The organism is Paucisalibacillus globulus DSM 18846 (assembly GCF_000482485.1).
GTDB classification, from domain to species: Bacteria; Bacillota; Bacilli; order Bacillales; family Amphibacillaceae; genus Ornithinibacillus; species Ornithinibacillus globulus.
Genome location: NZ_KI519441.1, coordinates 16,420 through 41,722, shown reverse-complemented (window position 1 = coordinate 41,722; position 25,303 = coordinate 16,420). Strand labels below are relative to the sequence as shown.

25 protein-coding genes are annotated in these 25,303 nt (G+C 35.5%); 11 read left to right on the top strand and 14 right to left on the bottom strand.

Annotated features, from left to right (window positions below; translation table 11 throughout):
* Positions 1 to 84 precede the first annotated feature (84 nt).
* Complete coding sequence (locus K332_RS23095; RefSeq protein WP_051359575.1) at positions 85 to 987, bottom strand: hypothetical protein; 903 nt, start codon at positions 985 to 987, stop codon at positions 85 to 87.
* A gap of 97 nt (positions 988 to 1,084) precedes the next feature.
* Entirely contained in the window at positions 1,085 to 1,576 is a 492-nt protein-coding gene (locus K332_RS0121045) for a hypothetical protein (RefSeq protein ID WP_026909253.1), read from the bottom strand.
* A gap of 226 nt (positions 1,577 to 1,802) precedes the next feature.
* On the opposite strand from K332_RS0121045, the gene K332_RS0121040 reads away from it, so the two are divergent.
* On the top strand, positions 1,803 to 2,114 hold the full coding sequence (locus tag K332_RS0121040) for a hypothetical protein (RefSeq protein WP_026909252.1): 312 nt from the start codon (positions 1,803 to 1,805) through the stop codon (positions 2,112 to 2,114).
* Between the two features lie 203 nt (positions 2,115 to 2,317).
* Here the strand turns inward: K332_RS0121040 and K332_RS23445 are convergent, their stop codons facing one another.
* From K332_RS23445 to K332_RS0121025, 3 genes are all read right to left on the bottom strand, one after another.
* The gene (locus K332_RS23445; protein ID WP_051359574.1) at positions 2,318 to 3,358 is read right to left on the bottom strand and encodes a C39 family peptidase; all 1,041 of its coding nucleotides are present in this window, start codon (positions 3,356 to 3,358) and stop codon (positions 2,318 to 2,320) included.
* Between the two features lie 55 nt (positions 3,359 to 3,413).
* Positions 3,414 to 5,267, bottom strand: coding sequence for an asparagine synthase (glutamine-hydrolyzing) (gene asnB, locus K332_RS0121030; RefSeq protein ID WP_026909251.1), 1,854 nt, complete (start codon positions 5,265 to 5,267; stop codon positions 3,414 to 3,416).
* Between the two features lie 198 nt (positions 5,268 to 5,465).
* A complete protein-coding gene (locus tag K332_RS0121025; RefSeq protein WP_026909250.1) occupies positions 5,466 to 5,657 on the bottom strand; it encodes a hypothetical protein in 192 nt (63 codons plus the stop codon).
* Between the two features lie 369 nt (positions 5,658 to 6,026).
* Between K332_RS0121025 and K332_RS0121020 the strand changes: the two genes are divergently transcribed.
* On the top strand, positions 6,027 to 6,491 hold the full coding sequence (locus K332_RS0121020; protein ID WP_026909249.1) for an SRPBCC family protein: 465 nt from the start codon (positions 6,027 to 6,029) through the stop codon (positions 6,489 to 6,491).
* A 68-nt stretch (positions 6,492 to 6,559) separates the two neighbouring features.
* On the opposite strand, the gene K332_RS0121015 is transcribed toward K332_RS0121020, so the two are convergent.
* Entirely contained in the window at positions 6,560 to 6,820 is a 261-nt protein-coding gene (locus tag K332_RS0121015; protein ID WP_026909248.1) for a YciI family protein, read from the bottom strand.
* A gap of 105 nt (positions 6,821 to 6,925) precedes the next feature.
* Between K332_RS0121015 and K332_RS0121010 the strand changes: the two genes are divergently transcribed.
* Positions 6,926 to 7,387, top strand: a complete 462-nt coding sequence (locus K332_RS0121010; protein WP_026909247.1) for a YndM family protein — start codon at positions 6,926 to 6,928, stop codon at positions 7,385 to 7,387.
* Between the two features lie 54 nt (positions 7,388 to 7,441).
* On the opposite strand, the gene K332_RS0121005 is transcribed toward K332_RS0121010, so the two are convergent.
* From K332_RS0121005 to glcT, 4 genes are all read right to left on the bottom strand, one after another.
* On the bottom strand, positions 7,442 to 8,944 hold the full coding sequence (locus tag K332_RS0121005) for a hypothetical protein (protein ID WP_026909246.1): 1,503 nt from the start codon (positions 8,942 to 8,944) through the stop codon (positions 7,442 to 7,444).
* 18 nt (positions 8,945 to 8,962) lie between these two features.
* Positions 8,963 to 9,802, bottom strand: coding sequence for a cupredoxin domain-containing protein (locus K332_RS23440; protein ID WP_051359573.1), 840 nt, complete (start codon positions 9,800 to 9,802; stop codon positions 8,963 to 8,965).
* Between the two features lie 753 nt (positions 9,803 to 10,555).
* Positions 10,556 to 12,613 (bottom strand): glucose-specific PTS transporter subunit IIBC, encoded by a 2,058-nt coding sequence (gene ptsG / locus K332_RS0120990; protein ID WP_026909244.1) that lies wholly within the window; start codon positions 12,611 to 12,613, stop codon positions 10,556 to 10,558.
* A gap of 160 nt (positions 12,614 to 12,773) precedes the next feature.
* Entirely contained in the window at positions 12,774 to 13,616 is an 843-nt protein-coding gene (gene glcT, locus K332_RS0120985; RefSeq protein WP_026909243.1) for a glucose PTS transporter transcription antiterminator GlcT, read from the bottom strand.
* Positions 13,617 to 14,007: 391 nt separating this feature from the next.
* Between glcT and K332_RS0120980 the strand changes: the two genes are divergently transcribed.
* Together K332_RS0120980 and K332_RS0120975 are read left to right on the top strand one after the other, a co-directional pair.
* Positions 14,008 to 15,600, top strand: a complete 1,593-nt coding sequence (locus tag K332_RS0120980) for an esterase/lipase family protein (protein ID WP_026909242.1) — start codon at positions 14,008 to 14,010, stop codon at positions 15,598 to 15,600.
* A 306-nt stretch (positions 15,601 to 15,906) separates the two neighbouring features.
* On the top strand, positions 15,907 to 16,683 hold the full coding sequence (locus tag K332_RS0120975) for a hypothetical protein (RefSeq protein ID WP_026909241.1): 777 nt from the start codon (positions 15,907 to 15,909) through the stop codon (positions 16,681 to 16,683).
* A 298-nt stretch (positions 16,684 to 16,981) separates the two neighbouring features.
* Here K332_RS0120975 and K332_RS0120970 read toward each other — a convergent pair whose 3' ends face one another.
* Positions 16,982 to 17,593 carry a hypothetical protein gene (locus K332_RS0120970; protein ID WP_026909240.1) on the bottom strand — a complete coding sequence of 204 codons (612 nt, stop codon included), beginning with the start codon at positions 17,591 to 17,593 and terminating at the stop codon, positions 16,982 to 16,984.
* 29 nt (positions 17,594 to 17,622) lie between these two features.
* The gene (locus tag K332_RS0120965) at positions 17,623 to 18,111 is read right to left on the bottom strand and encodes an NUDIX hydrolase (RefSeq protein WP_026909239.1); all 489 of its coding nucleotides are present in this window, start codon (positions 18,109 to 18,111) and stop codon (positions 17,623 to 17,625) included.
* Positions 18,112 to 18,253: 142 nt separating this feature from the next.
* Between K332_RS0120965 and K332_RS0120960 the strand changes: the two genes are divergently transcribed.
* Both K332_RS0120960 and K332_RS0120955 read left to right on the top strand, forming a co-directional pair.
* Positions 18,254 to 19,120, top strand: a complete 867-nt coding sequence (locus tag K332_RS0120960) for a YitT family protein (protein ID WP_026909238.1) — start codon at positions 18,254 to 18,256, stop codon at positions 19,118 to 19,120.
* A gap of 139 nt (positions 19,121 to 19,259) precedes the next feature.
* Positions 19,260 to 19,820 (top strand): AAA family ATPase, encoded by a 561-nt coding sequence (locus K332_RS0120955; RefSeq protein ID WP_026909237.1) that lies wholly within the window; start codon positions 19,260 to 19,262, stop codon positions 19,818 to 19,820.
* On the opposite strand, the gene K332_RS0120950 is transcribed toward K332_RS0120955, so the two are convergent.
* On the bottom strand, positions 19,798 to 20,208 hold the full coding sequence (locus K332_RS0120950; protein ID WP_026909236.1) for a DUF3006 family protein: 411 nt from the start codon (positions 20,206 to 20,208) through the stop codon (positions 19,798 to 19,800). The two genes, K332_RS0120955 and K332_RS0120950, sit on opposite strands and share 23 nt — an antisense overlap.
* Before the next feature lie 226 nt (positions 20,209 to 20,434).
* On the opposite strand from K332_RS0120950, the gene K332_RS0120945 reads away from it, so the two are divergent.
* From K332_RS0120945 to K332_RS0120935, 3 genes are all read left to right on the top strand, one after another.
* Positions 20,435 to 21,739 carry an MBL fold metallo-hydrolase gene (locus tag K332_RS0120945; RefSeq protein ID WP_026909235.1) on the top strand — a complete coding sequence of 435 codons (1,305 nt, stop codon included), beginning with the start codon at positions 20,435 to 20,437 and terminating at the stop codon, positions 21,737 to 21,739.
* A 19-nt stretch (positions 21,740 to 21,758) separates the two neighbouring features.
* Positions 21,759 to 22,019, top strand: a complete 261-nt coding sequence (locus K332_RS23080) for a DUF3006 domain-containing protein (protein ID WP_036689558.1) — start codon at positions 21,759 to 21,761, stop codon at positions 22,017 to 22,019.
* A 114-nt stretch (positions 22,020 to 22,133) separates the two neighbouring features.
* Positions 22,134 to 22,925, top strand: coding sequence for an SDR family oxidoreductase (locus tag K332_RS0120935; RefSeq protein WP_026909234.1), 792 nt, complete (start codon positions 22,134 to 22,136; stop codon positions 22,923 to 22,925).
* A 61-nt stretch (positions 22,926 to 22,986) separates the two neighbouring features.
* Here the strand turns inward: K332_RS0120935 and K332_RS0120930 are convergent, their stop codons facing one another.
* The gene (locus tag K332_RS0120930; RefSeq protein WP_026909233.1) at positions 22,987 to 24,051 is read right to left on the bottom strand and encodes an AbrB family transcriptional regulator; all 1,065 of its coding nucleotides are present in this window, start codon (positions 24,049 to 24,051) and stop codon (positions 22,987 to 22,989) included.
* Positions 24,052 to 24,242: 191 nt separating this feature from the next.
* Between K332_RS0120930 and K332_RS0120925 the strand changes: the two genes are divergently transcribed.
* The gene (locus K332_RS0120925) at positions 24,243 to 25,223 is read left to right on the top strand and encodes a proline dehydrogenase family protein (RefSeq protein WP_026909232.1); all 981 of its coding nucleotides are present in this window, start codon (positions 24,243 to 24,245) and stop codon (positions 25,221 to 25,223) included.
* Positions 25,224 to 25,303 lie beyond the last annotated feature (80 nt).

Genomic DNA, 25,303 nt, shown 5'->3' with positions numbered 1-25,303 from the left:
TTCAAGGAAAATTTTCCTAGTATACATTGATTTATACGAGTATGGATAAAGAACTTCTAAAAACATGAAAAGAATCATGATTGCTCATGATCCTTTTTTTACACTACTATTAATAGCATTGTTTCGTTGGTCCATTGAATTAATAGTTTTCCAAGTTCTAACGAGTCCGTTTACTATTGGCTTAATAACTTGAGAATCTGTATCGTATTTTAAATGTGAAAGAGGATTCCAACTCGTGAATATTCCTCCTGCATTTACCTCAACATCTTCAGTAACTGCGTCATGATAAGCTTCATTTATCCCCTTAATAGGAAATGCTAAAACATCATCTTTATCATAAAAGTTTAGCCACTCCCCTCTTAGTTTAGGATAATAGTGTTTTAGAGTTGGAGAGGGAACAGAGATCGGAGAACCAAAGTCAATATAACGAAGCGACCACATGGCCATTGGACTTCCCAATGTATAGAATAGGGTAAGCGTCTGGCATTGTTCAATTGGAATATTGTTAGTACACGACTTGGTCTCTGTTCCGATGTTTTCTTGCTTAAATTGTAGATCGTAAAAGTAATTACTAGCAATAATGGTACCAAGACTATGGCTTATGACACATAATGGGGCATTTTCCCCTGCCTTTTCACGCAAAGCTTGAATCGATTTTGCCACTAGGGAATGTACATTATCATAATTTTGATTGCCTAGTCTAGTTGGTTGATAGGCAACTGCATCTGCTAGAAATTCAATTACGAAACGTCTTAGCCTACCAAAATCCAAATTCCGATAATTCCTAAGCTGATTCCATAATTTATCTTGTTCAGGTGCAAAAATACTAGACCAAAACACAGGTTCAAAAACTAATTCTGTTTCCGACTTTTTCTTAGATAGTTTCTTATCAAAACCCGCCTTAACCCTTTCAATTAACTTATCTGCAAAGTTTTCCTCAGGAGTACCTGCACCATGAAGAATCAAAACCGCAATTTTTTGACTCATGACTTTTCCTCCTTCTCGAATTTACGACCATGTGGACAAGTATTGTCATTATCATACGAGAAAGCTGAATGAATTATAAGGTGTAGATTACCTAATTTTATTCTGGTTCCAAAGATGTTTCTGATTTTTTATAATCCCAAAGTATTGCCCATTCACCGTCAATATTTGTAACATAAACATCTTGAGCAATGGTAAAGTTACCATATTTCCCTTGATAATACTGTGTTACTGGCACATGATAAACTTCATCAATTAACTCTGCATCCTCTTCAATTTGCCAGTTTCGTATTAATTCCGAATCTTCGATGGAAAATGAAAAGGTATTAACACCAAAATGATTGAAAAATACATGTGCACGATCCTGTAAATAATAACCTTTTTCAAATCGTTCTTTCATATAAGGATGAAACATTTCCCATGAGTCGGAAAATGCACCTTCTTGTTCATACGTATAAAATTCCTCAACCGCATTTTCAGCTTGATTGGAGGGAGTATTAAGTATAAAAGTATAAATAACATAGCAGACTAACAACACAAAAACGATTAGAAGAAGCAAAATAAACATTGGCCTACGATTGTTTCGTTTCATGCTGTAACCCTCCTCCCTAAAAGGTTGGACTACTATATAATTATTCATAAATTTTATAAATATAATCAATTCGTTACGAAATGTCAATTTTAAACTTGCAAATCGGAATACTTTTCCCTAAAACATGACAATTTCATGTCGGCACAGGTAAAATGTTGTGCTACTATTTATATGCAATAATCTTATTTACATAACATACATATATGTAATGCTGGGGGTGAAATAAATGTCAACTTCAAGAATTATGAAATGGGTAACCGGTGCTTTAGAAGCTTTACTAGGTATCCCTCTACTTGGCGCAGGGATTATCGTGGGATTACTTTGGACTCCTTTACTTATTATGCTTATCCTACATATTATTACTTTAGTTCTTACTAAAAAAGACGGTGGTGCTTCAACTGGAAGTATTCTAGGTATCGTGACTTCATGTATTGCTTGGATTCCATTCGTTGGTATGATTATGCATATCCTTTCAGCAGTATTCCTAATGCTGGATGCAGCAAAGGAAGATAATGCTTCGAACGGTATAATATCATAACAATATGGCTGTTAAACTTTGATAATGCTTATAGGATAGTTAGTCCATTATGATGGGCTAACTATCCTTTTTTTACATAACTTGAGTTATTTTACTTAGCAATTCTTGATTGATTCTAGCTAGGAAATGAATCGTAGTTTATTAAATTTATATTGATAAACAACAAAAAACCACAAACAATAAACCCATTGTTTGTGGCAAAATTAGCGGATGACCATTGCATGACTACCCGTCTTCTCATATAACTGAAAAAATCGTTCTTTAGGATATGCAATATTTCCCTTTAATGGATCCATCACATAAACTTCTTCCTCGCTATAACCAGTTAAAACAACTGTATGTGAGTTTCTAATTATATCGATTGACTCATTTGTTCCAGTAATTAACCACGAATAATTAAATAATGGTTCCTTTTGATCAATTGTTGTCCAAACAATTACTGGAATCCCTTCACGAACATAGTCTAACAGTTCTTCAGGTGTACTCCCAGATAAATCATAAGGCGTATGACTACCATTTGACTTTCCAAAATATTTATTAGCTGTCTCGATTATTGGGGGAACATAACTAAAGAATCCATGATTTTTACTTCTTGGATCACCAGCGTACGCTTTATTAGGGTCAGCCCCATATAACTTCCCATTTATTACCTCAAATGGTATCTTTGGCATGTACTTGTCAGCAAGCACGGTTTTCTCAACATCGTAGCCATAATAGTTTAGTACGGAAGTAAGAGCCGTTACCTCACATCCATTAGGTAACTCAGGCTCCTGCATTACAGTTTCTACCGGTAGATTCATTTCTGTAACAAATACTTCATTTTCGTCTGTTTTCTTATAGGTTGTAATCGACGGAAAAACTGAATTCTCAAACGTAACTTTCTGTTGATTTGATAGTAGCTCAACCGTTTTTGGCTCAGTCATTAATTGATAGGGCTTTTTCACTTCCGTTTGGACAATCTTATATGTTTTACTTAGTGGTATGTTTTCAACACGAATCATCCCATTACGATTAGTAGTATGCTTAGCTATTACCTCATTTGTTTCTATATCAATAAGTTCAAACTTTGCTCCATTAATCGAATAACCAGATTCAGCATCCACACTAAGAATTGTTAGCACACCTAAATTCTTATCAAACATATCATTGACAAAAGCATAAATTCGATCATGATGTGTTGTGACAAGAATAATGCTAACGATTATAAAAAAGAAGAGTAAGGAGTTCCGTATCATTAATTTCATCTGTGAGCTACCCCTATCATAATTCCTGTCATTAGGAATCTTATAATAGTTCTACCTAGTCTTCCATATCTATAAAGTAACCTTTATACCAAACTAAAAATACATATACAGTCCAGATATAACGTGCACGATTTGCTTTTCCTTGATAATGTTCATCCAAGAATTTAACAATCTCATCCACATTAAAGAATTCTTGTGCTATATCAGATTCAAATACCTCACGTACTTTGTTGTAGTATTTTTCTTTTTTAATCCAGTCACGGAAAGGTACAGGGAAGCCAACCTTTGGACGATTCGCCCACTCGTCTGGTAGAACTTCATTTGCTGCTTTACGTAATACATATTTTGTATCCATATCATTCACTTTTAAATGTGCTGGAATTTTCCCTGCCATTTCCATAACCTCTTTGTCCAAGAATGGAACACGAAGTTCGATGGAATGAGCAGAGCTCATTTTATCCGCTTTTAAAAGAATATCACCTGGTAGCCAATGTTTCATATCTACGTATTGCATTTTAGATACATTGTCTTTTCCAGCAACATTCTTGTAAGATTCACTTACAATTTCCTCTGGTGTTGGAGCATCTTGATAATCATCTTTTAAGACCTTAGTAGCATCTTTTAAGTCAAAGATTTTAGCCTGACCAATAAATTTCTCTTCCACCTTTTGACCACCTTTTACTAAGAAAGTCGTCATTCGGTTTTCTGGAAGGTTTTTAGCAACAGTAGAAATGATTTTGCGCATGAAAAATGGGATTCTTTCGTATAAACGCATTTCTTTCGATGTTTCATACCATGCATACCCACCAAAGATTTCATCGGCACCTTCACCTGACAGAAGTACCGTTGCATGTTTACTTGCAAGCTCTGCAAGGAAGTAAAGTGGTACAGATGAAAGGTTAGACTGAGGCTCATCCATATGGTATTGAACCGTTGGAATAACATCAAAGAATTCATCCGCACTTATTATTTTCTTGTGGTTCTCAATACCTAACTGTCTAGAAAGGTCAGCAGCGATATTCGTTTCATTAAATATACCTTCATAATCTTCAAAACCAACAGAGAAAGTCTTATCTGGTTTTAGGAGTGCAGTAATATAGCTTGAGTCTACTCCACCTGACAAGAAGGATCCAACTTTAACATCACTAATTCGGTGATACTTTACAGACTCTTCCATCGTTTCTTTAATTTTTTGCACGTAAAACTCTAGCGTATTTTCTTCTGTATCAAATTTAACATCCCAATACTGTTTAATATCCATTTGACCATTTTTGTAGATCATATAATGGCCTGGTCGTAACTTATAAACACCTTTAAAGAATGTTTCGTCCAAAACAGAATATTGGAAAGTTAGATATGGCTTCAAAGCCTTTTTATTTAATTCTTTTTGAAACCCTGGAAATTTTAGGAATGATTTAATTTCCGAACCAAAAAGCAACGAATTATCAGTTGTATTTTGTGTATAGTAGAGTGGTTTAATACCAAAGAAATCTCTTGCAATAAATAAAGACTCCTCTTTTTTATCCCATAATGCAAAAGCAAACATTCCACGTAGCTTTTGTAGAATTTCCACGCCATATTCTTCATAACCGTGAATAATAACCTCTGTATCACTTTGGCTTTTGAAAATATGACCTTTTTCCTTTAAATCATCCATCAAGGATTGATAGTTATAAATTTCCCCATTGAAAATTAAAGAGATATTATCGTCTTCGTTAAACATTGGTTGACTTGCATCAGTGGTTAAGTCAATGATTTGAAGTCTTCTAAATCCTAGTGTTACTTGATTGTCAACAAAATAACCATCACTGTCTGGACCTCTATGTCCAATTGTATTCATCATTTCTTTTATTACACTTGTCTTATCTATATCAATTGAATTTGTTGAAAAGCCAACAAAACCGCACATGGCATAATCTCCTCTTAATTAGGTTTGAATTACAATTCTACTAAGTTACTATAAAATCACTTTAGAATTCATACCTATTAATTTTATCAATTTAATAGAACAATCTCAAGAAGAAATAACGTCATCTTTCGACATTTTTCTTCAATATTATTAGAAAGCGGATAAGGACTAGTCCGGGGATGGACTAGTCCTTATTTTTTATTGGGGAGAGGACACCTTACGAGGATACTTGAGGGTTTTTGTTGTTAGATGTATGGTAGGGGATTTAGCTGTAGATTTCATTTCTGATAAGAGACGATTGGTCGCAGCTAAAATTTCCATCAATTGAACAATTGTTTTTTCGTGTTGTTCTACCTTTCTTTTCAGCTCTACTAACTCATTTTTATCCACATTGTTCTCCTCCTTACGACCTAATACCTTTATCATAATGACATTCAATAATAAAATCCAACTCGTATTTTTATGGTTTTAGACTCATTTCGACATGAAAAATGGCTTAAAATATAATAATTACAATGAAATTTTCTTTAAAAAGCTAATTTAAAGGCATAAATTATGGGAAAAATAAATAATTTTCTTTTGTTCGACAAAATCCTACATCTGTAATTCGATACTTCCTTATCTAACTACTGTTCCATTCGAAGTGGATATAGGATAAAGACTTGACTACTACGTATCCCTTTCGTGATAAGAAACTTTAACGTATAAAAGATGGAATTACTAATATACTTTTTAACATGAGTAAAAGGAGGTTATTGCATGCCTGGAGGTTCATTTTCAAAAGAAGTGGATGTATCCATTGAGACCATTTGGGATTTTGTAAGTGATATGAACAATTGGGCTCCATTAGTTCCTGGTTATATCGATCACCAAATTTTAAATGATAAACAATCGACCTGGAAATTTAGAGGGGATGTTGGGAAGCTTCAAAAAACAGTCAGTATGAAAATCGATATTACCGAATGGAAGAAACCCACTATAGTAAGATTTACCTTAACTGGTATTAGTGAAAAAGTTTCTGGTAAGGGATTTTTTGAAGCTAAACGAATTACTGACCTTCAAACGAAAATGACCGGGAATCTTGACTTAACGGCAAAAGGACTCATGGGTCCAGTAATTAATCCTGTGTTAAAAACGGTCATTCCGAAAACTGCAAAACGTTTAACGGAAGCGGTAGTATACAAAATAATAGAAAACCAGCGTGTTATTGCAAGAGGTTATTGACAGGGGAATCCCTGATAAATAGGTATAATAGAAAAGCCAAAGCGACTTACCTCGCTTTGGCTTTTCTATTATTGAGTCATACCCCATTCATGAATATCGTAACTTCTAGCTCCTGTTACGACATATGGGTCATTTTTCACCATTGTCTCAACTTGCTCCAAACTTTCAGCCTGATAAATAACTAATCCACCTGCACCATCAACAAATGGACCTTTAGCAAAAATATAGCCACTCTCTAACTTTTCTTGTAAAAAAGTTAAATGTTCTGGACGATATTTTTTACTTTTCTCTTCATCTTTCATTGGCAAAAATACGGCAAAATATTTCATCAAGCTATCCTCCAATGTAATTATTTAATTTATTCATATCATATTTTCAGAAGAATTGACAAATACTAACATAAATTCAATGCTTCTGAAAGGGTGACATTAGCAATGAACCTAAAAGTACTTGGCATAAAGCTTATTGCTACTACCATTATCGTCTTCTCTATTTTTGGTATTTTCTATGATGTTTCCTTTTTCAATTTGTTCCTAGTTAGTATTCTAACAACTGCCATTACCTATATTATTGGTGATTTATTCATTTTAGGGCGATTTGGAAGTGTAGTCGCTAGCATTTCTGATTTCTTCCTAGCATTTATAACTTTAGCCACTCTTAGTTACTTTTTAATCGAAACAATGATGCCTATTGTTGCAGCATCATTATTTGCAGCTTTTTTCTTGTCATTAGTTGAACCATTCCTACATGCTTATATGCAAGAACAAGATGTATCTGAAGGGCAAAGAGAATATCGTACTCCTCCAGTTGGAGACCTTCAATATGAATTTTCAGAGGAAACAGAGGCACAGTCGATTAATAGAAAACAAGATCCAAAAAGGGATAATACAAAATAAGTTAATATCTCGCATAAATTAAAGGGTATTCACAAATGCGAATACCCTTTAATTTTATTCAGTAATCTCGAATGACATACGGATAGCAGGCATCCCAGAACCTGGGTGATCCACACTATAAGTTAGTTGTGGAATCAATGTCATATCAAGTGGATTCTTTTCTTGTTGCCAATATACTCCTGGATATAGATCCATAAAGTGATGTCCTGGCTCTCCAGTTGCATATGTTGTAAACTCTAGGGTTCCTTGACTATTAAAGGAACACATATAACCCATATAAGCATTATCATATGTCATATAATAGGCATTATCAAACTCGGTCCAGCCGCCACCTTTAATGGTGATTTTTATTGGTGTTCCAACAGGCCCGGACTTCGGCTCGACGCTAACAATGGAAGGAAGTATACGTAGATAAACCTGTGCATATACATCGCCATCTACTACAATGTCAATTCGGTGTGGAATTCCACCTAAGTCATCTGGAATTTCAAAATCATAACTTAGGTTTCCTTCAGCATCTGTAGTGACTGTTGCAAGTTCATCACTCTGTTCATCAAAACCAGCACTTGTGACACGACTTCCAACCATGGTATTCCAAACCAATTTCACCTTTTGTTCTGCTGGTAATCCAGAAACAGATAAATTATTCGCTTCTCCAACATTACCTTCCTGCTTCTTTAGTTCAACGGTCACACCCTCTTTATTTTCCAAAGGAGGCATTTCTACACCGCCATCTGCAGCCTCTGGTGCTGCTTCTACATAATCTTCAATTAGTGGTGTTTCATCTGTTATCGTAAACTTAAAGTTTGGTGCTGGCCACTCTGCATACGGTGAGTCAGCAAAGTTAATATACGGTGAACCTAGATATCCCGAACGAACACTTAAGAAATGGTCGCCAATATGTCCTGTGGCACGAAATTTAGCTTCCGTTGTACCATTTGTTGTCACGCTAGTAACGGAACCAGTATATTTATTATCATATGTTACATGCCACATGGATTTATACGTGTCATAACCTAAGCCTTTAACTTTAATAGTAATTTCTGTACCAATTGGTCCCGATTCCGGCTCGATTGAAAATTGGGGTTTTACAAAGAAACCAGTTTGTCCAATTTTTTCATCCCCTTGTGTTACATAAACATTATGGTTTCCACCAAAACCATCTGGAATGTCAAACGAACCTTCCCATATACCTTCTTTATTACTTGTACCTTCAACAAGGATAATTTCTTCTTCTGAATATTTAGGTCCAATAAATGAATTTATACCTTGAATATCATAATAACCATCGAATTCATTCCACTTAATTTGGTAGTCTTGATTTGGTTCAAGCTGATTTGCCTCAAACGTTATCGTATTACCAATAACACCACTTTCCTCAGATAAATTAATATTATTTAACACTTTGTTCTCTTGGTCAGCATTTGTTGCTTCATTGTTAGTTGCTTTATCCTTATCAGCCGTGCTAGATTCTGAATCAGAGCTGCACGCTGTTATTAGCGTAAAAAGAATTGCTACGAAAACCAAAAGAAGAGTTTTCTTAAATGAACTTCTCACCATATTCCCTTCTTTCTATTATTCTACAACTACTATGCTAGATGTCATATCACCATGGCCTTCACCACAGAAGATACTACAGAATAAATCATATTCACCAGCTTCAGTTGGTGTAAATGTCACAGTACCTTCTTCATCTAATTGCACATCTAGGTCAGGAATGATTATTCCGTGCATACCTTCATCATTTGTTAGATTTAGTGTAACTTCTTCCCCAGCTTTTACATAGAAAGTTTTTTCTCCGTTATCTCCTTCAAATGAAAAGTTTTTTGCTACTAGATTAATAGCTTGATTTGTGTCAACGTTTGCAATATCTACTGTTTCTTCCGCTTCTACATCAGTTTCTTCAACTGCTGTTTCTCCATTTGCTGGGTTAATTGTTAATAAAGAAGGTGCTACGTCAAATGGACGGAATTCTCCTTTTTTATCACCTTTTTCAGCCGTTACATAATATTCTAACACCCCTGTTGGAGTTTCTTCTGTTACAGGTAAGGATACTGTCCAGAATTCTGGAGCACCATCTACACCTGCTGGATGAGCACCGTAACGCATATCTAAAACATCACCTGTAGATAAATGCACTTGAACTTTTGTATCGTCTGATGCTTGTTCCATTGTCTCCGGATCAATAACATCCACTCGCCAAACAATTAAATCCCCTGCCGTAAATTGACTTTTGAGCACACAACCAGCCTTTTCTTCTACCACATCCCCAGTTACAACAAAAGAGGTTTTTGCAGGGCTGTCTGCTTCCTTAGCTTTATTATTGCTTGAAGTCTCATCACTATCACTACAAGCGCTTACAAATAGAACCAGTCCTAATAATAGAACTAAAATAGACCAGTGTTTCTTCATCATGATCTCTCCCCTAAGTATTTTTATAACACTGCTTTTAGCACTAGTAATCTAGGGAAAAAGTAGGAGGTTACACTAAAAGTATATACCTGTTTTTTATCACTAACTATGATTTAAATCACATAGAATAATAGATAATTTTCGTCAATATAAATGCTACCTTGATTTTTCAATTTACAAGGTAGCATCACAACCTAACTTATTCATGATGTTTTTCACTATGAATTACTTTATCTAAAAAAGTTACTGATTTGGTATGTCCATGGATATCGCAATAATAAACTATTGTCTTTACTCGATGAGAGATTTGGCATGTACGTGACCTTTTCATAAAATTTTTCCAATAGCTGAACTTATGCTCCCCTACTTCAATGATTTGGTAATTTACACTGGATTGCTTCCAATCATGCTCCTCATGATTCAAAGGGGTTCGCTCCATGCTACTTTCTGCACTCAATATCATACTAGTTCCTGAACAAATAAGACAAATAAGTAAAATCGCTAATAATTTCTTATAAAATTTTATATGTATCGACCCCAATCTAACTTATATCAATATATTCATTACCTAATCCATCAAAAATATACGAATAAAGTTTAATATTACTTTGTTATTGCCTTAATACTAGATAGAATCTAGAGTTTAATTGTAAAAAACATTATTACCTAGTAGGACTTGAAATCACTATTACTTTTTCCAATAATACTAAAAGCACATAGAATCTTGCTTAGATTCCATGTGCTTCTTATTAGTGATTACTTTTCAATCTTTACAATATCTTTTTCTTCCAGACTTACTTGTCCTAATTTTTCAATCGATACTTTTTCACCATCTTGAAGGTTCGTAAACACAATTGGAGTTATCGTTGATTTTGCATGCTTACCGATATAGTCTAAATCAACTTTCAATAGCGCTTGTCCAACTTTAACCTCATCACCTTCACCAACTAACAGTTCAAAACCTTCACCTTTTAAGTTAACCGTATCCAGTCCGAAATGGATTAAGATTTCTCTTCCACCTTCAGACTTGATACCAAGAGCATGTTTCGTAGGGAAAGCATTTATGATAGTACCATTAACCGGTGAAACAACTAGTCCATCAATTGGCTTAATAGCAAAACCATCACCCATCATTTTCTCTGAGAAAACTTGGTCAGGTACTTCAGTAATCGGAACAACTTCACCCTTTATCGGAGCGTAAATAAACTCCTCGATGATGTCATTTTGTAAAGCCTCAGGGTTCACTTCTTCAATTTGTTGTTTAACTTCTGCATTTTGGTCAACATTATTTACAGGACGTGGTTTCTTGCCCGCTATAATATCTTGCATTTGACCTTTGATAATTTCAGATCGTGGACCAAAGATTGCTTGAATATTATTTCCAACCTCTAGTACCCCTGCTGCTCCTAATTGTTTCAACTCATCTTTATCAACATTTTTAATGTCATTTACTGAAACACGAAGTCTTGTAATACATGCATCTAGATGAGCAATATTTTCTTGTCCACCCATTGCTTCTAAAACATTAAACGCTAAGTCTCCTGCTTTTCCTGTTCCTTCTGTTTCCTCTTCTTTAACTTCCTCACGACCTGGAGTCATTAAGTTAAATTTCTTAATAAAGAATCGGAATAGGAAGTAGTAAAGAACTCCAAATGCAAGACCTACTAGAATAGCAAGCCACCATGGCTCTTTACCAGGTAAAATACCGAATAAGGCAAAATCAATAAATCCACCTGAGAAGGTGTAACCAATATTAACATTTAAGAATGTCATAATCATGAATGATAATCCATCTAAAATCGCATGGAGTAAGAATAACAATGGTGAGACAAACATAAATGAGAACTCAAGTGGCTCTGTAATACCTGTTAAAAATGAGGTTAGCGCACCTGATACTAATAATCCTGCAACTAACTTCTTACGTTCTGGTCTAGCAGCATGATACATTGCTAAGGCAGCAGCTGGAAGTCCGAACATCATAATTGGGTATTCACCAGCCATAAAGTTACCAGCTGTAATCTCAACATTATCACGTAATTGTGCAAAGAAAATTGTCATATCCCCACGAACCATTTCGCCAGCAATCGTTGTATAAGAACCAAATTCATACCAGAATGGTGCATGGAAAATATGATGTAATCCGAATGGTATCAATAATCGTTTAATGAATCCAAACATAAATACGGCTAAATAAGTACCCTCTTCAATCAACCAATAAGATGCACTATTCATCGCCGATTGAACAGTTGGCCAAATAAACATTAGAAGTAAACCAGCAACAAATGAAAATACAGCCGTTGCAATTGGAACGAATCGTTTACCAGCGAAAAACCCAAGGAATGATGGCATCTCGATATCGTGGAATCGATTATAGGCAAAGGCGGCAATTAGACCGACAATAATCCCCCCGAATACACCGGTTTGTAATGTTGGTATTCCTAATACATTCGCAAAGCTCGGGTCAGAACTTACCATTTCTCCGGTTACACCCATAAAAGAACCCATTACTTGATTTAGTACTAAGTAACCAACTAGAGCAGCAAGTCCAGCCGCTCCATCAGCTGCTAAACCAATCGCAACACCAACAGCAAAAATAAGTGCTAGGTTACTAAAGATTATATTCCCTGCATCTTCCATTACAGAAGCAGTCAGCTGAATCCAATCAGCGCTTAAGAAAGGTAAATATTCTAAGGTCGTTGCTTGCTGTGCAGCATTTCCAAGTCCAAGTAATAAACCGGCAGCTGGTAGTAACGCAACTGGAAGCATTAGAGCTTTACCAATCTTTTGTAAAACACCAAAAGCTTTTTTAAACATATAAATCCTCCTCTAGATGTATGATTTGCAACAAGCTTATAAAAAAACCAAAAAAGGCATGAGTAAAGTAATGAAAAGGATATTGGGATAGTTTTCCCAATTTATCCGTTTTCATTAAGCTATACTCATGCCTGATCGAATCAGTTACACGTAATTATTATTAATCAAATTTAACAACTAATCGCTGTAGATGCATTGTTAAGTAAACTGCTTCTGCATCATATACAGGTTTTTTTAATGTTTGCTGCATTATTTTTATCAATTTCCAAGCAAGATTATAACACACTGGATATTCTTTTTTCAACAGAATTGCAATTTTCGCTGGTTCTTCCATTACTTCCTCTTTTAATACACGCTCAATCGTATAACGTAAATGGCGAATCAAACGAATATAATCAATTTCTTCACGGTCTATTTCGATATGGAGCTGTTCTTCAATTGTTTCCACTAAAGTAGAGAGTAAATTCGAATATGAGCTGATCTCAGATATCGTTGTTTCAGTTATCGCGCTATGAACATGTAGGGCAATAAATCCAACTTCCCCTTCTGGTAATTGGATTGCTAACGTTTGATTCATATAATCGACCACTTCTGCAGCTATCTCATATTCTAATGGATATAATGCTTTTGTTTCTGATAAAAAGGGATTTCTGATTTCCAATCCTCGCTGCAAGCGTGAAATGGCAAACAAAATATGATCGGTCAGAGCAACATGTACCTTTTCATTTAACAATGCATTTGACTTTTTCTTAATAATTTCCATTGCAGTAATAATGGCCGCTAGTGTTGTTTCATCCATATTAGGAAGTAATTTGATATAGCTTTCTTGTTCCTTTTTATCCCGAAGAACGAAAAGTTTTTCTACGGTATCTTCCTCTATGACATCATTACGCTTTTTGTTAAATCCAATACCCTTACCTATCAACACAACTTCTTCATGTTCCTCATTAACCGCAATAACGACATTATTATTTAATGCCTTTAACACGTTATACTTCTTCAAACCATACGACTCCTTTTACCCTTTGCCATTCCCTAAAATACATCAAACATTATAACATTGACTAAGAAGGAAAAGCTACCCACTATTAATTGGTAACTGGGGATAAAAGGATTTCCGAATTAAAATCCTAACAATTAAAATTAGTGCACATAACCTGCTCCGGATTGTTTGCACTTCAACTGATGTCTTTATGTTTTGTCTCAATCTCTTGACCGGATAAAGTGAAAATTATCTGAAGATAGACTGAAAATATGCTATTTCTCCTTAATTTTACCGATAGTTGGCAGAAGGTATTACTAATGATGGATTTTCCAACTTTCCCAACCCTATTTCCTCATCAAACGGCTTTAAAGGAATAGTATTGAAAAGAATACATATGGGGAGGAAACAAATGATGAGAAGATTATTCATGTTGTTCATGTCCATCATCCTTTTACTTGGTTTGTCTGTTCCACCACCAGCATCAGCAAATAATGCAGTTACAACGAGCATTCCAAATCCTACTCTCTTTAAAAAGGAGGAACCACTCCAATCCATTTCCGGTAAAGCAAATAACGGAAATAATGAAACACCTGGGGAATGGTATATTGGTACGACACCCACAAATTTACTACCAAATGCTCCTGTATTACTTTTTGTTCCTGGACTAAACAATGTTGCCCAAATTTTCTGGGAGGATAATGATATGTATCAAACAGCTGTAGATGCTGGATATCAAACGGCATTCGTTCAATTACACGATGCTGGTGGAGCCTCGGCAGATATGTGGGATAATGGAGCATTGCTAGCTGATAAGATTAGGGAAATCTCCAATCATTTTGGAAAACCAGTTACTGTGGTGGCCTATAGTAAAGGTGGAGTAGACACCCAAACAGCTTTAACTCATTATGGAGCATGGCAATATGTACAAAATGTTATTACCCTTTCCAGTCCACATCACGGGTCACAATTAGCCGATTTAGCTTATAGTTCCACTGCCGGTTGGCTGGCAGATTTAATTGGAGCAACGGGCGATGGAACATACTCCATGCAAATGGCATATATGGCCGATTTTCGTTCGCAAACAGATAGTCAACCGAGAGCCTACTATAATGATTACTATACGTTAGGGGGCACTAGCTGGGGAAGTGTATTTTCATCCACTTGGTTTGGAGGAATGTATCTTTCCTCATATGGTTCGAATGATGGTGTCGTAACAGCAGAGAGTAGTCAATTACCTGGAGGCGAGCTGCTGGCAATTGGAGATTGGAATCATACTTCCATTCGAACTGGCATCACTTTTTCTGTTTTCGACAATTATTTATCAGACAATACGAATGACGGCTCAAAATCGATGGAAAATTTCAGTGATTACGTTGATAAAAACACGCCTAGTACGAATCAGTGGGTTACAGGAGGACCGTTACAAGTCGAGAAGAATACTCAAATCCCAATTACCGTTGAAGAACATGTCCATGAGCTCACCCTCAATTTATTGACAACAAGTGATTTAGCAGAACTGAAGTTACTTTCACCAACTGGAAAAGTCATTATGCCAAACAATTCATCGTTTAAAATAGAGGAAGGAATTTTCCTTGGAGCATTAAATAACAATGTTACAATAGAAAAACCCGAAGCTGGGATTTGGAAATTGGAACTTACTACTAAAAAGGATGATGCCTATCTTCTGGTAGCAAATTACGAAACAGAAAATGATCTAATTAATTTCAAAAAGTCAAAGACAAATGATGCTTCAAAAATTGCTTATAACATAACCTCTAATTCAAAGCTAATTCAAGAAAAAACCCTTCAAGCTACCTATACAATCACACAATCTAACAACCCATCAAACACTAAAACGCTTTTTTCAAAAGGAGATTTATCCAATAATCTTACCTTTGATAAACCCAACGAAGTCTACAATATTACAATTGAGGTAAAAGGACTCACGATAAATGGTAAGCCATTCAAACGAACTATAATTGATTCTGTATACACTCCCTAAAAGAGAACTAATAAGCATCCCCGGTATTTCTCAGATTTGCTAGGAACTTTGACCGATTATAATGCTACTATGGGGGTGCTATCCGTTACTGGACACAACAAGCGAAACAAATAAATCTAAGAATGACTGAAATAATCGCCCTACCATTCCTATAATACTAGGTACCAGCTATCCAAACATAGATAGCCCGGCACCTTTTTTTCTGAAAAGTCCCTGGATCCACATTCATTACAATCGTATAACAATGGTATAGGACAATTCACGTACTTCATACCTTTTTAAAAACAGGAGGGAGGACTGAGCAAATTGAATTTTATTAGAATCGAGTGGGTCCCATTTCGAAAAATAAGATCGCGACATACAACTACCAATTCCCTCACTCGCTATTCATACCACAAATACACTACAGCCAATGTCCCCTATATCCATGTCATAAGGGATAAACATGGAGAACTTCTATTACATAAAGGGATTGAAGCCTATAACAAATTAAAATCTAATCATCCTATTAAAAACATTCCAGTATATATATCAGAAAAGGAATGTATTTCCGAGTTGGAGTGGACATACCAATTGTTTCGGTCCTGTATGGAGGAAAAAGTAAACTACGAACTGAAAAAAGAATACATTATGCTTTTACTGAGGGAAACCAAAAATGATGTAGAAAGAATTTGTCAAAACACTGGTTGTACAAAACAAGTGATATTTCAACTTATTTTTGATTGGACAATACCAGATAAATATAAGGATCTTGCTATCAAACATAATCGTATACAACTTGTGAATGAAATAGCTAACAACCCCAAACTTCAAAGTTACCGGTCCGTATTGTATCCGGCCGTTTTCCAAAGAAAAGAACGGTTAACCATAGAAAAAATAAAGCTCTTTATAGCTTACCTCGAAGCAGGATATGATCTAAATGTAAACTCCATACTTGCCCTGGAAAACTTCAATAAGATAGTTGATTATAATGAAGCATTAACGTATTACTGGGATCACTTAACCTTTCCGGATACACGAATTATGGAGGGAGTTTTTTACTATAAAGGAGATAAGAATTCAAAAATAAATGTGAGATTGTAAAGTGTGCGGAAAAGATGGAAAGTGTGAAGTAACTTAAATTATTAAATGAAGTACGTGGGTTTCCGTATAAATTTACAGATTTCCTGTGTTGTGGCCTCAAGGTGCGAGAAGCCATGCGCCCGATTCTGGAAAACATGAACCCTCTTAAACAGTGCATACGCCCGATTCTGGAAAACATGAGCCCGAATTATGAAAACGTAGTCCTTGTTACTGCACAGTTAATACAAATTGTGCAGTAATTATATTTCTTCACTCTGGCTATTCTAGTTTATGTATTTAATACCTTCAAAAAAAACTATTATATTAGATAATCTCTTAACGAGTTTTGCAGGAAATGCCCCTTAATTCCTTTCTTATCCATGAAATACTCCACTACTTCTTCTTGACTAAGTCCAAGCTCCATTAACCCCTTGGAAATAACAGACAAGTAGGCTGCTGAGGGTTTGGTAAACATAATAGAATTCATTAATTTATTACTTGTAAAGGTAAAAATTGGGGCACCGTTCTTTTTTCCAAGAAATACAATTCGGTTATACCAACCGTCATGTATGTCAACAAACCCGTTCTTCTCAATTTCTGCAAGATCCATGCCTACATCCATTCCATTATTTTCTTGGGAAACAACATCAACGAACTGTTCTTCTGTTATTAAGTACATTCTTCCAATTGTAGGCTCTGCATCCGATATGTCTGTTCCGATGAATCCCACTCCACCTTTCCCCCATTTCGTACGTTCTTTAGAAAAATATAGTGGGTAAGGAATATCAATTCTCTCATTCTTTTTGGGGACAGTTTTATTCCTGCAACCAATTTCAGGTCGGTCTGATCCTGGCACAGTTCCACCATGAATGTATGCCAAAAAACGCTCTTCCATTAGATTGGAACCATAACTTGCATACCAAACATCCATTTTAAATTACTCCTTTCGACTACAAAGAATTAGTCCAAATCGTTCCTCTGATCTATCGTTAAGAACACCGGATGTAGAGGAAGTTCTTGTAAGTCCTCCCTTAAAAACTCTGGATAAAGCTCTATTTCCTTTAACCTTTTAATAGGAAACCACTGATAAATTAGCACTTCATCTCCTTCTTCGCCCACAAATTCACTTTTACCACGATAGATGCTTTGGAAATCTATCAATTTAACTAAGTAATAATCTGCAATCTCGTGAAGCATTTTATCTTCCAACGGAAAAAATTTTTCTGTATGCCAAAGCAACCTCTCAACAACTACTTCTACACCAATTTCCTCATGTATTTCACGCACTGCTGTTTCTGCACTACTTTCAAACATGGAGACCCTACCTCCTGGTAATGCCCAAAAATCATCTTTTTCTTTTTTATGTAGTAAGACACGATCTTCATCTATCAATACAACCCCTGACCGAAAGTTAAAAATACCGTTTCCAATTGGTATCGAAATATCCAAATTTATTCCCCCATTAGTTTTTTTCAGATTTTAACTCAAAAAAAGTATGTTAACGGCTAGTTTAACACAACATAAACTAACCACTTTCATGTATAATTTAAAAGTACCATTTTTTTCATTTTTATAAAAGAAGGTGTTTTATATGAAAAAGCAACATAAAAAGGAATCCATCCGAAGCATTATTACGCGATACATCATGATGCTTATTGGAGCAACACTTGCAGCAGTTGCACTTGAATTATTTTTAATACCAAATACGATTATAGATGGCGGAATCATCGGTATTTCCTTGCTTACTAATAATCTTACAGGAATGAACTTTGGTATCTTAATTTTTATCTTTAATATTCCATTTTTAATAGCAGGATACAAATTTATAGGTAAAAGCTTTGTACTTGCATCACTTTTCAGTATTGTCGCATTAGCAGTTATTGAACCTGCTCTTCATTCCATCCTACCTGCAACAGATGAACCTTTACTAGCAACAGTTTTTGGTGGACTAATACTAGGTATTGGGGTAGGAATTGTAATACGTAATGGTGGTGCCTTAGATGGAACGGAAATCTTAGGTATTCTTCTCTCAAGAAAGCTCCCCTTCTCAGTTGGCGAATTCGTTATGTTCATTAATATCTTTATATTTGGTTGGGCAGGATTTGTGCTTGGTTGGGAACAGGCCATGTTATCTATTATTACCTACTTCATTGCAGCTAAGGCAATCGACTTTGTTGGACAAGGATTGACCGGTGATACGAAAGCAGCCCTTATTGTTACAGATGAGTATGAAGAAGTAGGAGAAGCTATTCAAGAAAGACTTGGCCGTATGATTACTAAATTATATGGAAAAGGTGGATATGCAGAACATGATAAGGAAGTTATTTTTGTTGTTCTAACTCGTTTAGAAATTGCAAAACTAAAGTCTATCGTTCATGAAACAGATCCAAAAGCTTTCATTACTATTGTTGATGCCCAAGAGGCTCATGGTGGGAAATTTAAAAAGGCAATTCATTAGAAATATTATCGAAGGAAAGACTATCGTATTCTATTAGATTAATACCTTAATCTAATCTAAAGACCAACCCTATGAAGGTTTGGTCTTTTTTATTTCCTCTTTATGGTAAACTATTGAAAAATAACCGAGGAGAATAGTTATGAAATTTGTTCTTATTTTTGGACCACAAGCTGTTGGAAAAATGACAGTTGGACAGGAATTATCCAAACTCACCGAATTAAAACTCTTTCATAATCATATGACCATTGACTTGGTGAGTCCATTTTTTGACTATGGAACAAAAGAGGGAAATAGATTAGTTAATCTGTTTCGACAGGAGATCTTTGAAGCTGTGGCAAAAAGTGATTTGAATGGCCTCATTTTTACGTTTGTTTGGGCATTTGATATGAAGGAAGATTGGGACTACGTAAAGAAACTTTGCAATCTCTTTAATAATGAAGGTGCCGAAATTTACCTAGTTGAGCTCGAGGCCGAGTTGAATGAAAGATTAGTACGAAATAAAACACCTATTAGACTAGAACATAAACCAACTAAAAGAAATATTGAATGGTCGGAAAATGACTTAAAAAACTCTATGAAAAAACATCGATTGAATTCATACCAAGGTGAAATTAAATATCCAAATTACATTAGAGTTAATAACACAAGCTTAAGTGCACAAGAAGTCGCAAATATGGTTAAGGATCAATTTGGATTATAGGGGAACTAGGTTTGCCGATTTGCCCTCTTAACTCCTTTATCAATTCCTTAACCTTCTGCTTTTCCTCTTTGGTCTTTTTCCAATCAATTGATAACCCCTTTATTTTCTCACTAACTAATACGAGGTCAACCCAAATATCTTTTGCTAATTCTGCTTCAAAGTCACTTATCTCCACAACAAATTCTAACTCTAATTCTTCCACTAAAATGATCGCATACTCTACATTCTCAATTCGATCAACCACCCCTTTAACAGATATAGAATTTAGATGAGTTCCATCATTTTCAAGTGAGGTTTTCTCAGCGAAAATAGTAACTAAACCACTGCAAACTATTATAAAGAATATACAAATGATTAATACGCTCTTTCTTCTAAAAAACCTACCCATTTCTTTTCCCCTTTTTAACTAAGTATGTCAACAAACAAGTTCAATGTCATCTTTGCAAAATGTCATTTTACCAGTATAAATTCGGGTTAAAATTGAAATTTCCTAATGACAAAATTGTATATTACGCACTAACAATGTAGCTAAAATAAAAATTCAAATAGATTTCCTTTGGTTATTTTGTTACGATTAATAAGGAATTTATTTAACTTATTATGGGGGAGTATACATGTATAAAAAACTCATGCTATCCATGTTTATGGCTATTTTCTTAGTTGCATGTGGCCAAGGAGTAATAGAGGAAAGTAATGAGGATGCAACAAATGCGGTAGATGTAGAAAAATCGCAAACTGAAGCAGAGGATTCACAAGAAGAGAAAGAAGCTGAAGATACATCTGACGAACAAAGTGAAACAACCGACAATCAATCCTCACAAGAAAACGATACCAACACTACCAATCAAGTAGATAATCTGGAAGAACTTCAAGTTCATTATATTGATGTCGGTCAGGCCGATGCGACATTACTTCAATACGGTGAAAATACTATTCTTTTCGATGCTGGTGACTGGCGTGGAAATGAAGTAGTGAATTATCTTCAATCACAAGGAATAACTAGGCTAGACTTAGTCATTGGCAGCCATCCAGATGCAGACCATATTGGACAGCTAGCTGATGTAGTAAATACATTCTCTGTTACAGAAGTATGGCTATCTGGTAATGATAGTACATCTGATACATTCCAGCGTGGTTTAGAGGCTGTATTATCAAGTGGAGCGAATTATCACGAACCAAGAACCGGGGAAGAATTTGATATTGGCGCAATGAATTTAAAAGTATTATATCCAAGCTCCATAACCGGTGCTTCCAATGAAGAATCAATTTCTGTACTTTTCACCTATGGCAATGTCACATTCCTATTCACCGGGGATGCGGATAGTAATGCAGAGATACGAATGATGAATTCAGGTTTCAGTGTTGATGCGGATATTTTACATCTTGGGCACCACGGGTCAAGCACATCAAGTGATCCAGCTTTTGTAAAGGCAGTAAGTCCGGAAGTTGCGATATACAGTGCTGGTGCAGGGAATAGTTACGGACATCCCCATCGTGAAATTGTCTCTCTAATTCAGGAATCAGGGATTGAGTTATATGGTACAGATGTTCATGGTACAATAATTGTAACGACAGATGGAAAAGATTATTCGATTAAAACGAATAAAGATGGAACAATAACTCCGAAAAGTACAGAATCCAATAATTCGAATTCTAGTTCTAGTAACAATTCAAACCCTAGTTCTAACTCGGATTCAAATAAAGACACTTCTAATAATCAATCAAATGGTAGTTGTGTCAATATAAATACTGCTTCCTATGAAGAAGTACAACAAATAAAACACATCGGTCCAGAACGCGCACAAGATCTAATCGACTTACGACCATATAATTCCGTTGAGGATCTTGATCGCATAAAAGGAATCGGTCCAGCTAGAATTAAAGATATCCTTGCACAAGGTGTTGCATGTACTAATTAATATGTTCGGAGGGTTAATCATGAAAGGTGTATTAGACCGATTTGAAGGTAATAAAGCTGTAATTTTAATCGAAGAAAAAAAAGCAGAGCTTATTATTCCAATTGAAGAACTTCCTAAGGGTAGTAAAGTAAACACTGTATTCAAAATGGAAGAAGTAGATGGCGAATACAAAGTCATATCAATTGACCTAGATGCCGAAAAGGAAGTAAAAGAAACTACTGCAGACTTATTAGATAAACTCCGAGCAAAAAGTAGTGGAAGTACATTTAAGAAAAACTAATGAGATTGCCAGGCCACCGAATTAAGGTAGTCTGGCATTTTAATATCCATTTTTTTACTACTAAATTGGTATGATATAATTTTTCTTAGAGGATATTTTGAGGAGGTAATCCATATGGAGCTTGGATTAGAAGGTAAATCAGTAATCGTCATGGCTGCAAGCAAAGGACTTGGTAAAGCAACTGCACTTCAGTTTGCTAAGGAGGGTGCCCATGTTGTTATTTCTAGCCGTAATGAAGTGGATTTAATAGCTGCGGTTAAGGAAATTCAGGAAAGTACATCAAACAATAATGTAACGTATAAGACCTGTGATGTAACAAACTCAAAAAACATAAAAGAACTAGTTCAATTTGCGGCAGATAAAAATGGAACCATCGATGTTCTTGTCAATAATGCAGGTGGCCCTCCAGCTGGTGGTTTTGAAAAATTTGATGATGCAGCATGGCAAAATGCATTTGAATTAAATCTACTTAGCTATGTACGAGCAATCCGTGAAGTACTTCCATATATGCAAAGACAAAAGCGAGGACACATCACCAACTTTACCTCTTCATCTATGAAACAAACAATTGATGACTTGATTTTATCCAATACATTTCGTGCAGGTGTTGTTGGTCTTGCTAAGAGTCTCTCACAAGAACTTGCTAACGATAACATCTTAATCAACACAATTGGACCAGGTAGAATCGCAACAGATCGCGTTGCACAACTAGATCAAATCCGGGCTGACAAACTGGACATGACTTATGAGGAAGTAAAAGCTTCCACTGAAGGAAGTATTCCAATTGGACGGTATGGCCAACCTGAAGAGTTTGCTAAACAAGCTGTGTTCCTATGCTCTGCGGCTAATACTTATGTGACTGGGCAAACTTTATTGGTTGATGGTGGACTTGTAAAGGCATTATAAATGTGCAAAAAAGTCATCCCTTTTGGATGACTTTTTTAGATTGTTAATTTACCTGATTACACTACATTGCATTTCTCCTGAGTCTAGTTGTTCTAGTAAACCACCATTTTAATGAAACTGGTACAAGCAGTACAATCAATAATATCCTCGTAAGCTGCAGTGCACTTACAACAGCTGGATCTCCTCCAACATTATAGGCAGTTAATACCATTTCAAAAAAACCACCAGGTGCGATACCTAGCATAGCGGTAGCTAAATGAAGCGAAGTAAATGCGGATAATAATGCCCCTAAACCAAAAGAAATTCCGATTACAGTTATGGAAAGACCTAAATAAACAAAGGTATATTTACCTCCCACCTTTAAGTCTTGGAATAAGATATTTTTCCCAAGACTTGCTCCAACGGCTACTTGTCCTGCATTCATAACGACCGATGGTACAGAAGCTAGGTCAATAGGGCTTACGTTAAGCATCGCTGTCACCCCAAGAGCGCCAATAATAATCCCAGCAGGAATTTTATCTCGTAATAAAAAGGATGCAACAATAGGTATTGCAAACCACAAATAACTTAAAGAATTCGTAGTAACTTCACCAACTACTTGTTCAAAGCCATCACTCCCAGTGTTACCAAGAAAATAAACCATAAATGGTGGTATCGTAAATAGGACGGTAACAAGACGGATTGTCTGAAAAATAACAACTAAGGATGCGTTTGCTTTCAAAGCCTCACTTGCAATTGCCATTTCCGATAACCCGCCTGGTATCAAGGAAAATACACTAGTGACTTTGTCCACCTGAATCCATCTCGTTACAAGCATGCCAAGGATGACACATGCTAAAATTAATAGACAAGTAACCAGAATATACGGCAGCAAGTACGGTATTACCGTTTGAAGAGTTTCCTTTGTAAAATATAGTCCGAAGTAGATTCCTAGAATATTAAAACCAATATCGCGAATTATATCTGGAACTACTAACCTTCTTTTCGTAAATCCTTGCCAAAGCATGACAAAGGTTAATGGACCCAAAATCCATGGAAGAGGCGTATTAAGTAAATAAAATATGTAACCACCAATAACAGCAATAATCGCAGCCTCTACTATTGATACATAAACTTTGTTCGACATGGTTGAAATTACTCCTTTGGATCAATTTACCCTATCTATTAAATTAACATGTATCCACTAGTAGAACAAGATTGAGGACCACTCAGGATATGGTGATTAAATCAGTAATATATTGCAGACAATATACAACAAGTGACAAAAACACCCATTTTCCGTTATAATAAAAGAAAAAAACAAATGAGGTATGCATAATGAATTTAAAAGATTTCTTCATTGGTATGTCACAAAATCAGTTTTTAAATAGTGCTGCAAAAAAATACGGTTTAAAGCTAGGTGCTCAAACAGTAGTTGCTGGTACAAATATACAAGATATGATTCAAAGTGTTAAAGATTTAAATAATAATGGTATCTCTGCCACAATTGATAACTTAGGTGAATTCGTTTTTGAAGAAGAGGAAGCACTTAAAGCGAAGGAACAGATTCTTGAAGTAATTGAAGCAATTCACACAAACAAAGTAGATGCTCATATTTCATTAAAGCCAACACAGCTTGGACTTGATATTGATTATGAGTTTTGTAAGCAGAACTTAAAAGAAATCGCTTCCAAAGCGAAAGAATACGATATTTTTATTAATTTTGATATGGAAGACTACGGCCACTTAAAACCATCTTTTGATTTAATTGACGAGCTTTCCGTTGAATTTGATAATATTGGAACTGTTATTCAAGCGTATTTCTATGAATCTGTTAAGAATATTGAAAAATATAAGGATTACCGTCTACGCATTGTTAAAGGTGCGTACAAAGAATCTGAGTCCGTAGCATTCCAAGATAAAAAAGATATCGATCAAAACTTCTTAAAGCTAATTGAGTATCATTTATTAAGCGGTAAATTCACTTCTATCGCAACACATGATCATCGTGTCATCAATCATGTAAAAGAATTTGTTAAAGAAAACAATATTCCTTTGGAGAAATTTGAATTCCAAATGCTTTTTGGATTCCGAAAAGACCTTCAATTGGAACTAGCGAGAGAAGGGTATAATTTCTGTACCTATGTTCCTTTTGGTGATGACTGGTATGGCTACTACATGCGCCGTTTGGCTGAACGTCCACAAAACATTAATCTAGCTGTTAAACAAGTATTCAATAAGAAAACAAATACAGTTCTTGGTGTTGCTGCTGGTGCGTTTGTTTTAGGTAGATTGACTAAGAAAAAGAATAAAAAGTAATTTGTTGAACAAAATCCTCCAGTCTGTAGAATACTGGAGGATTTTGTTACATTTGCGTATTACCGGTTAGAACCAGTCTA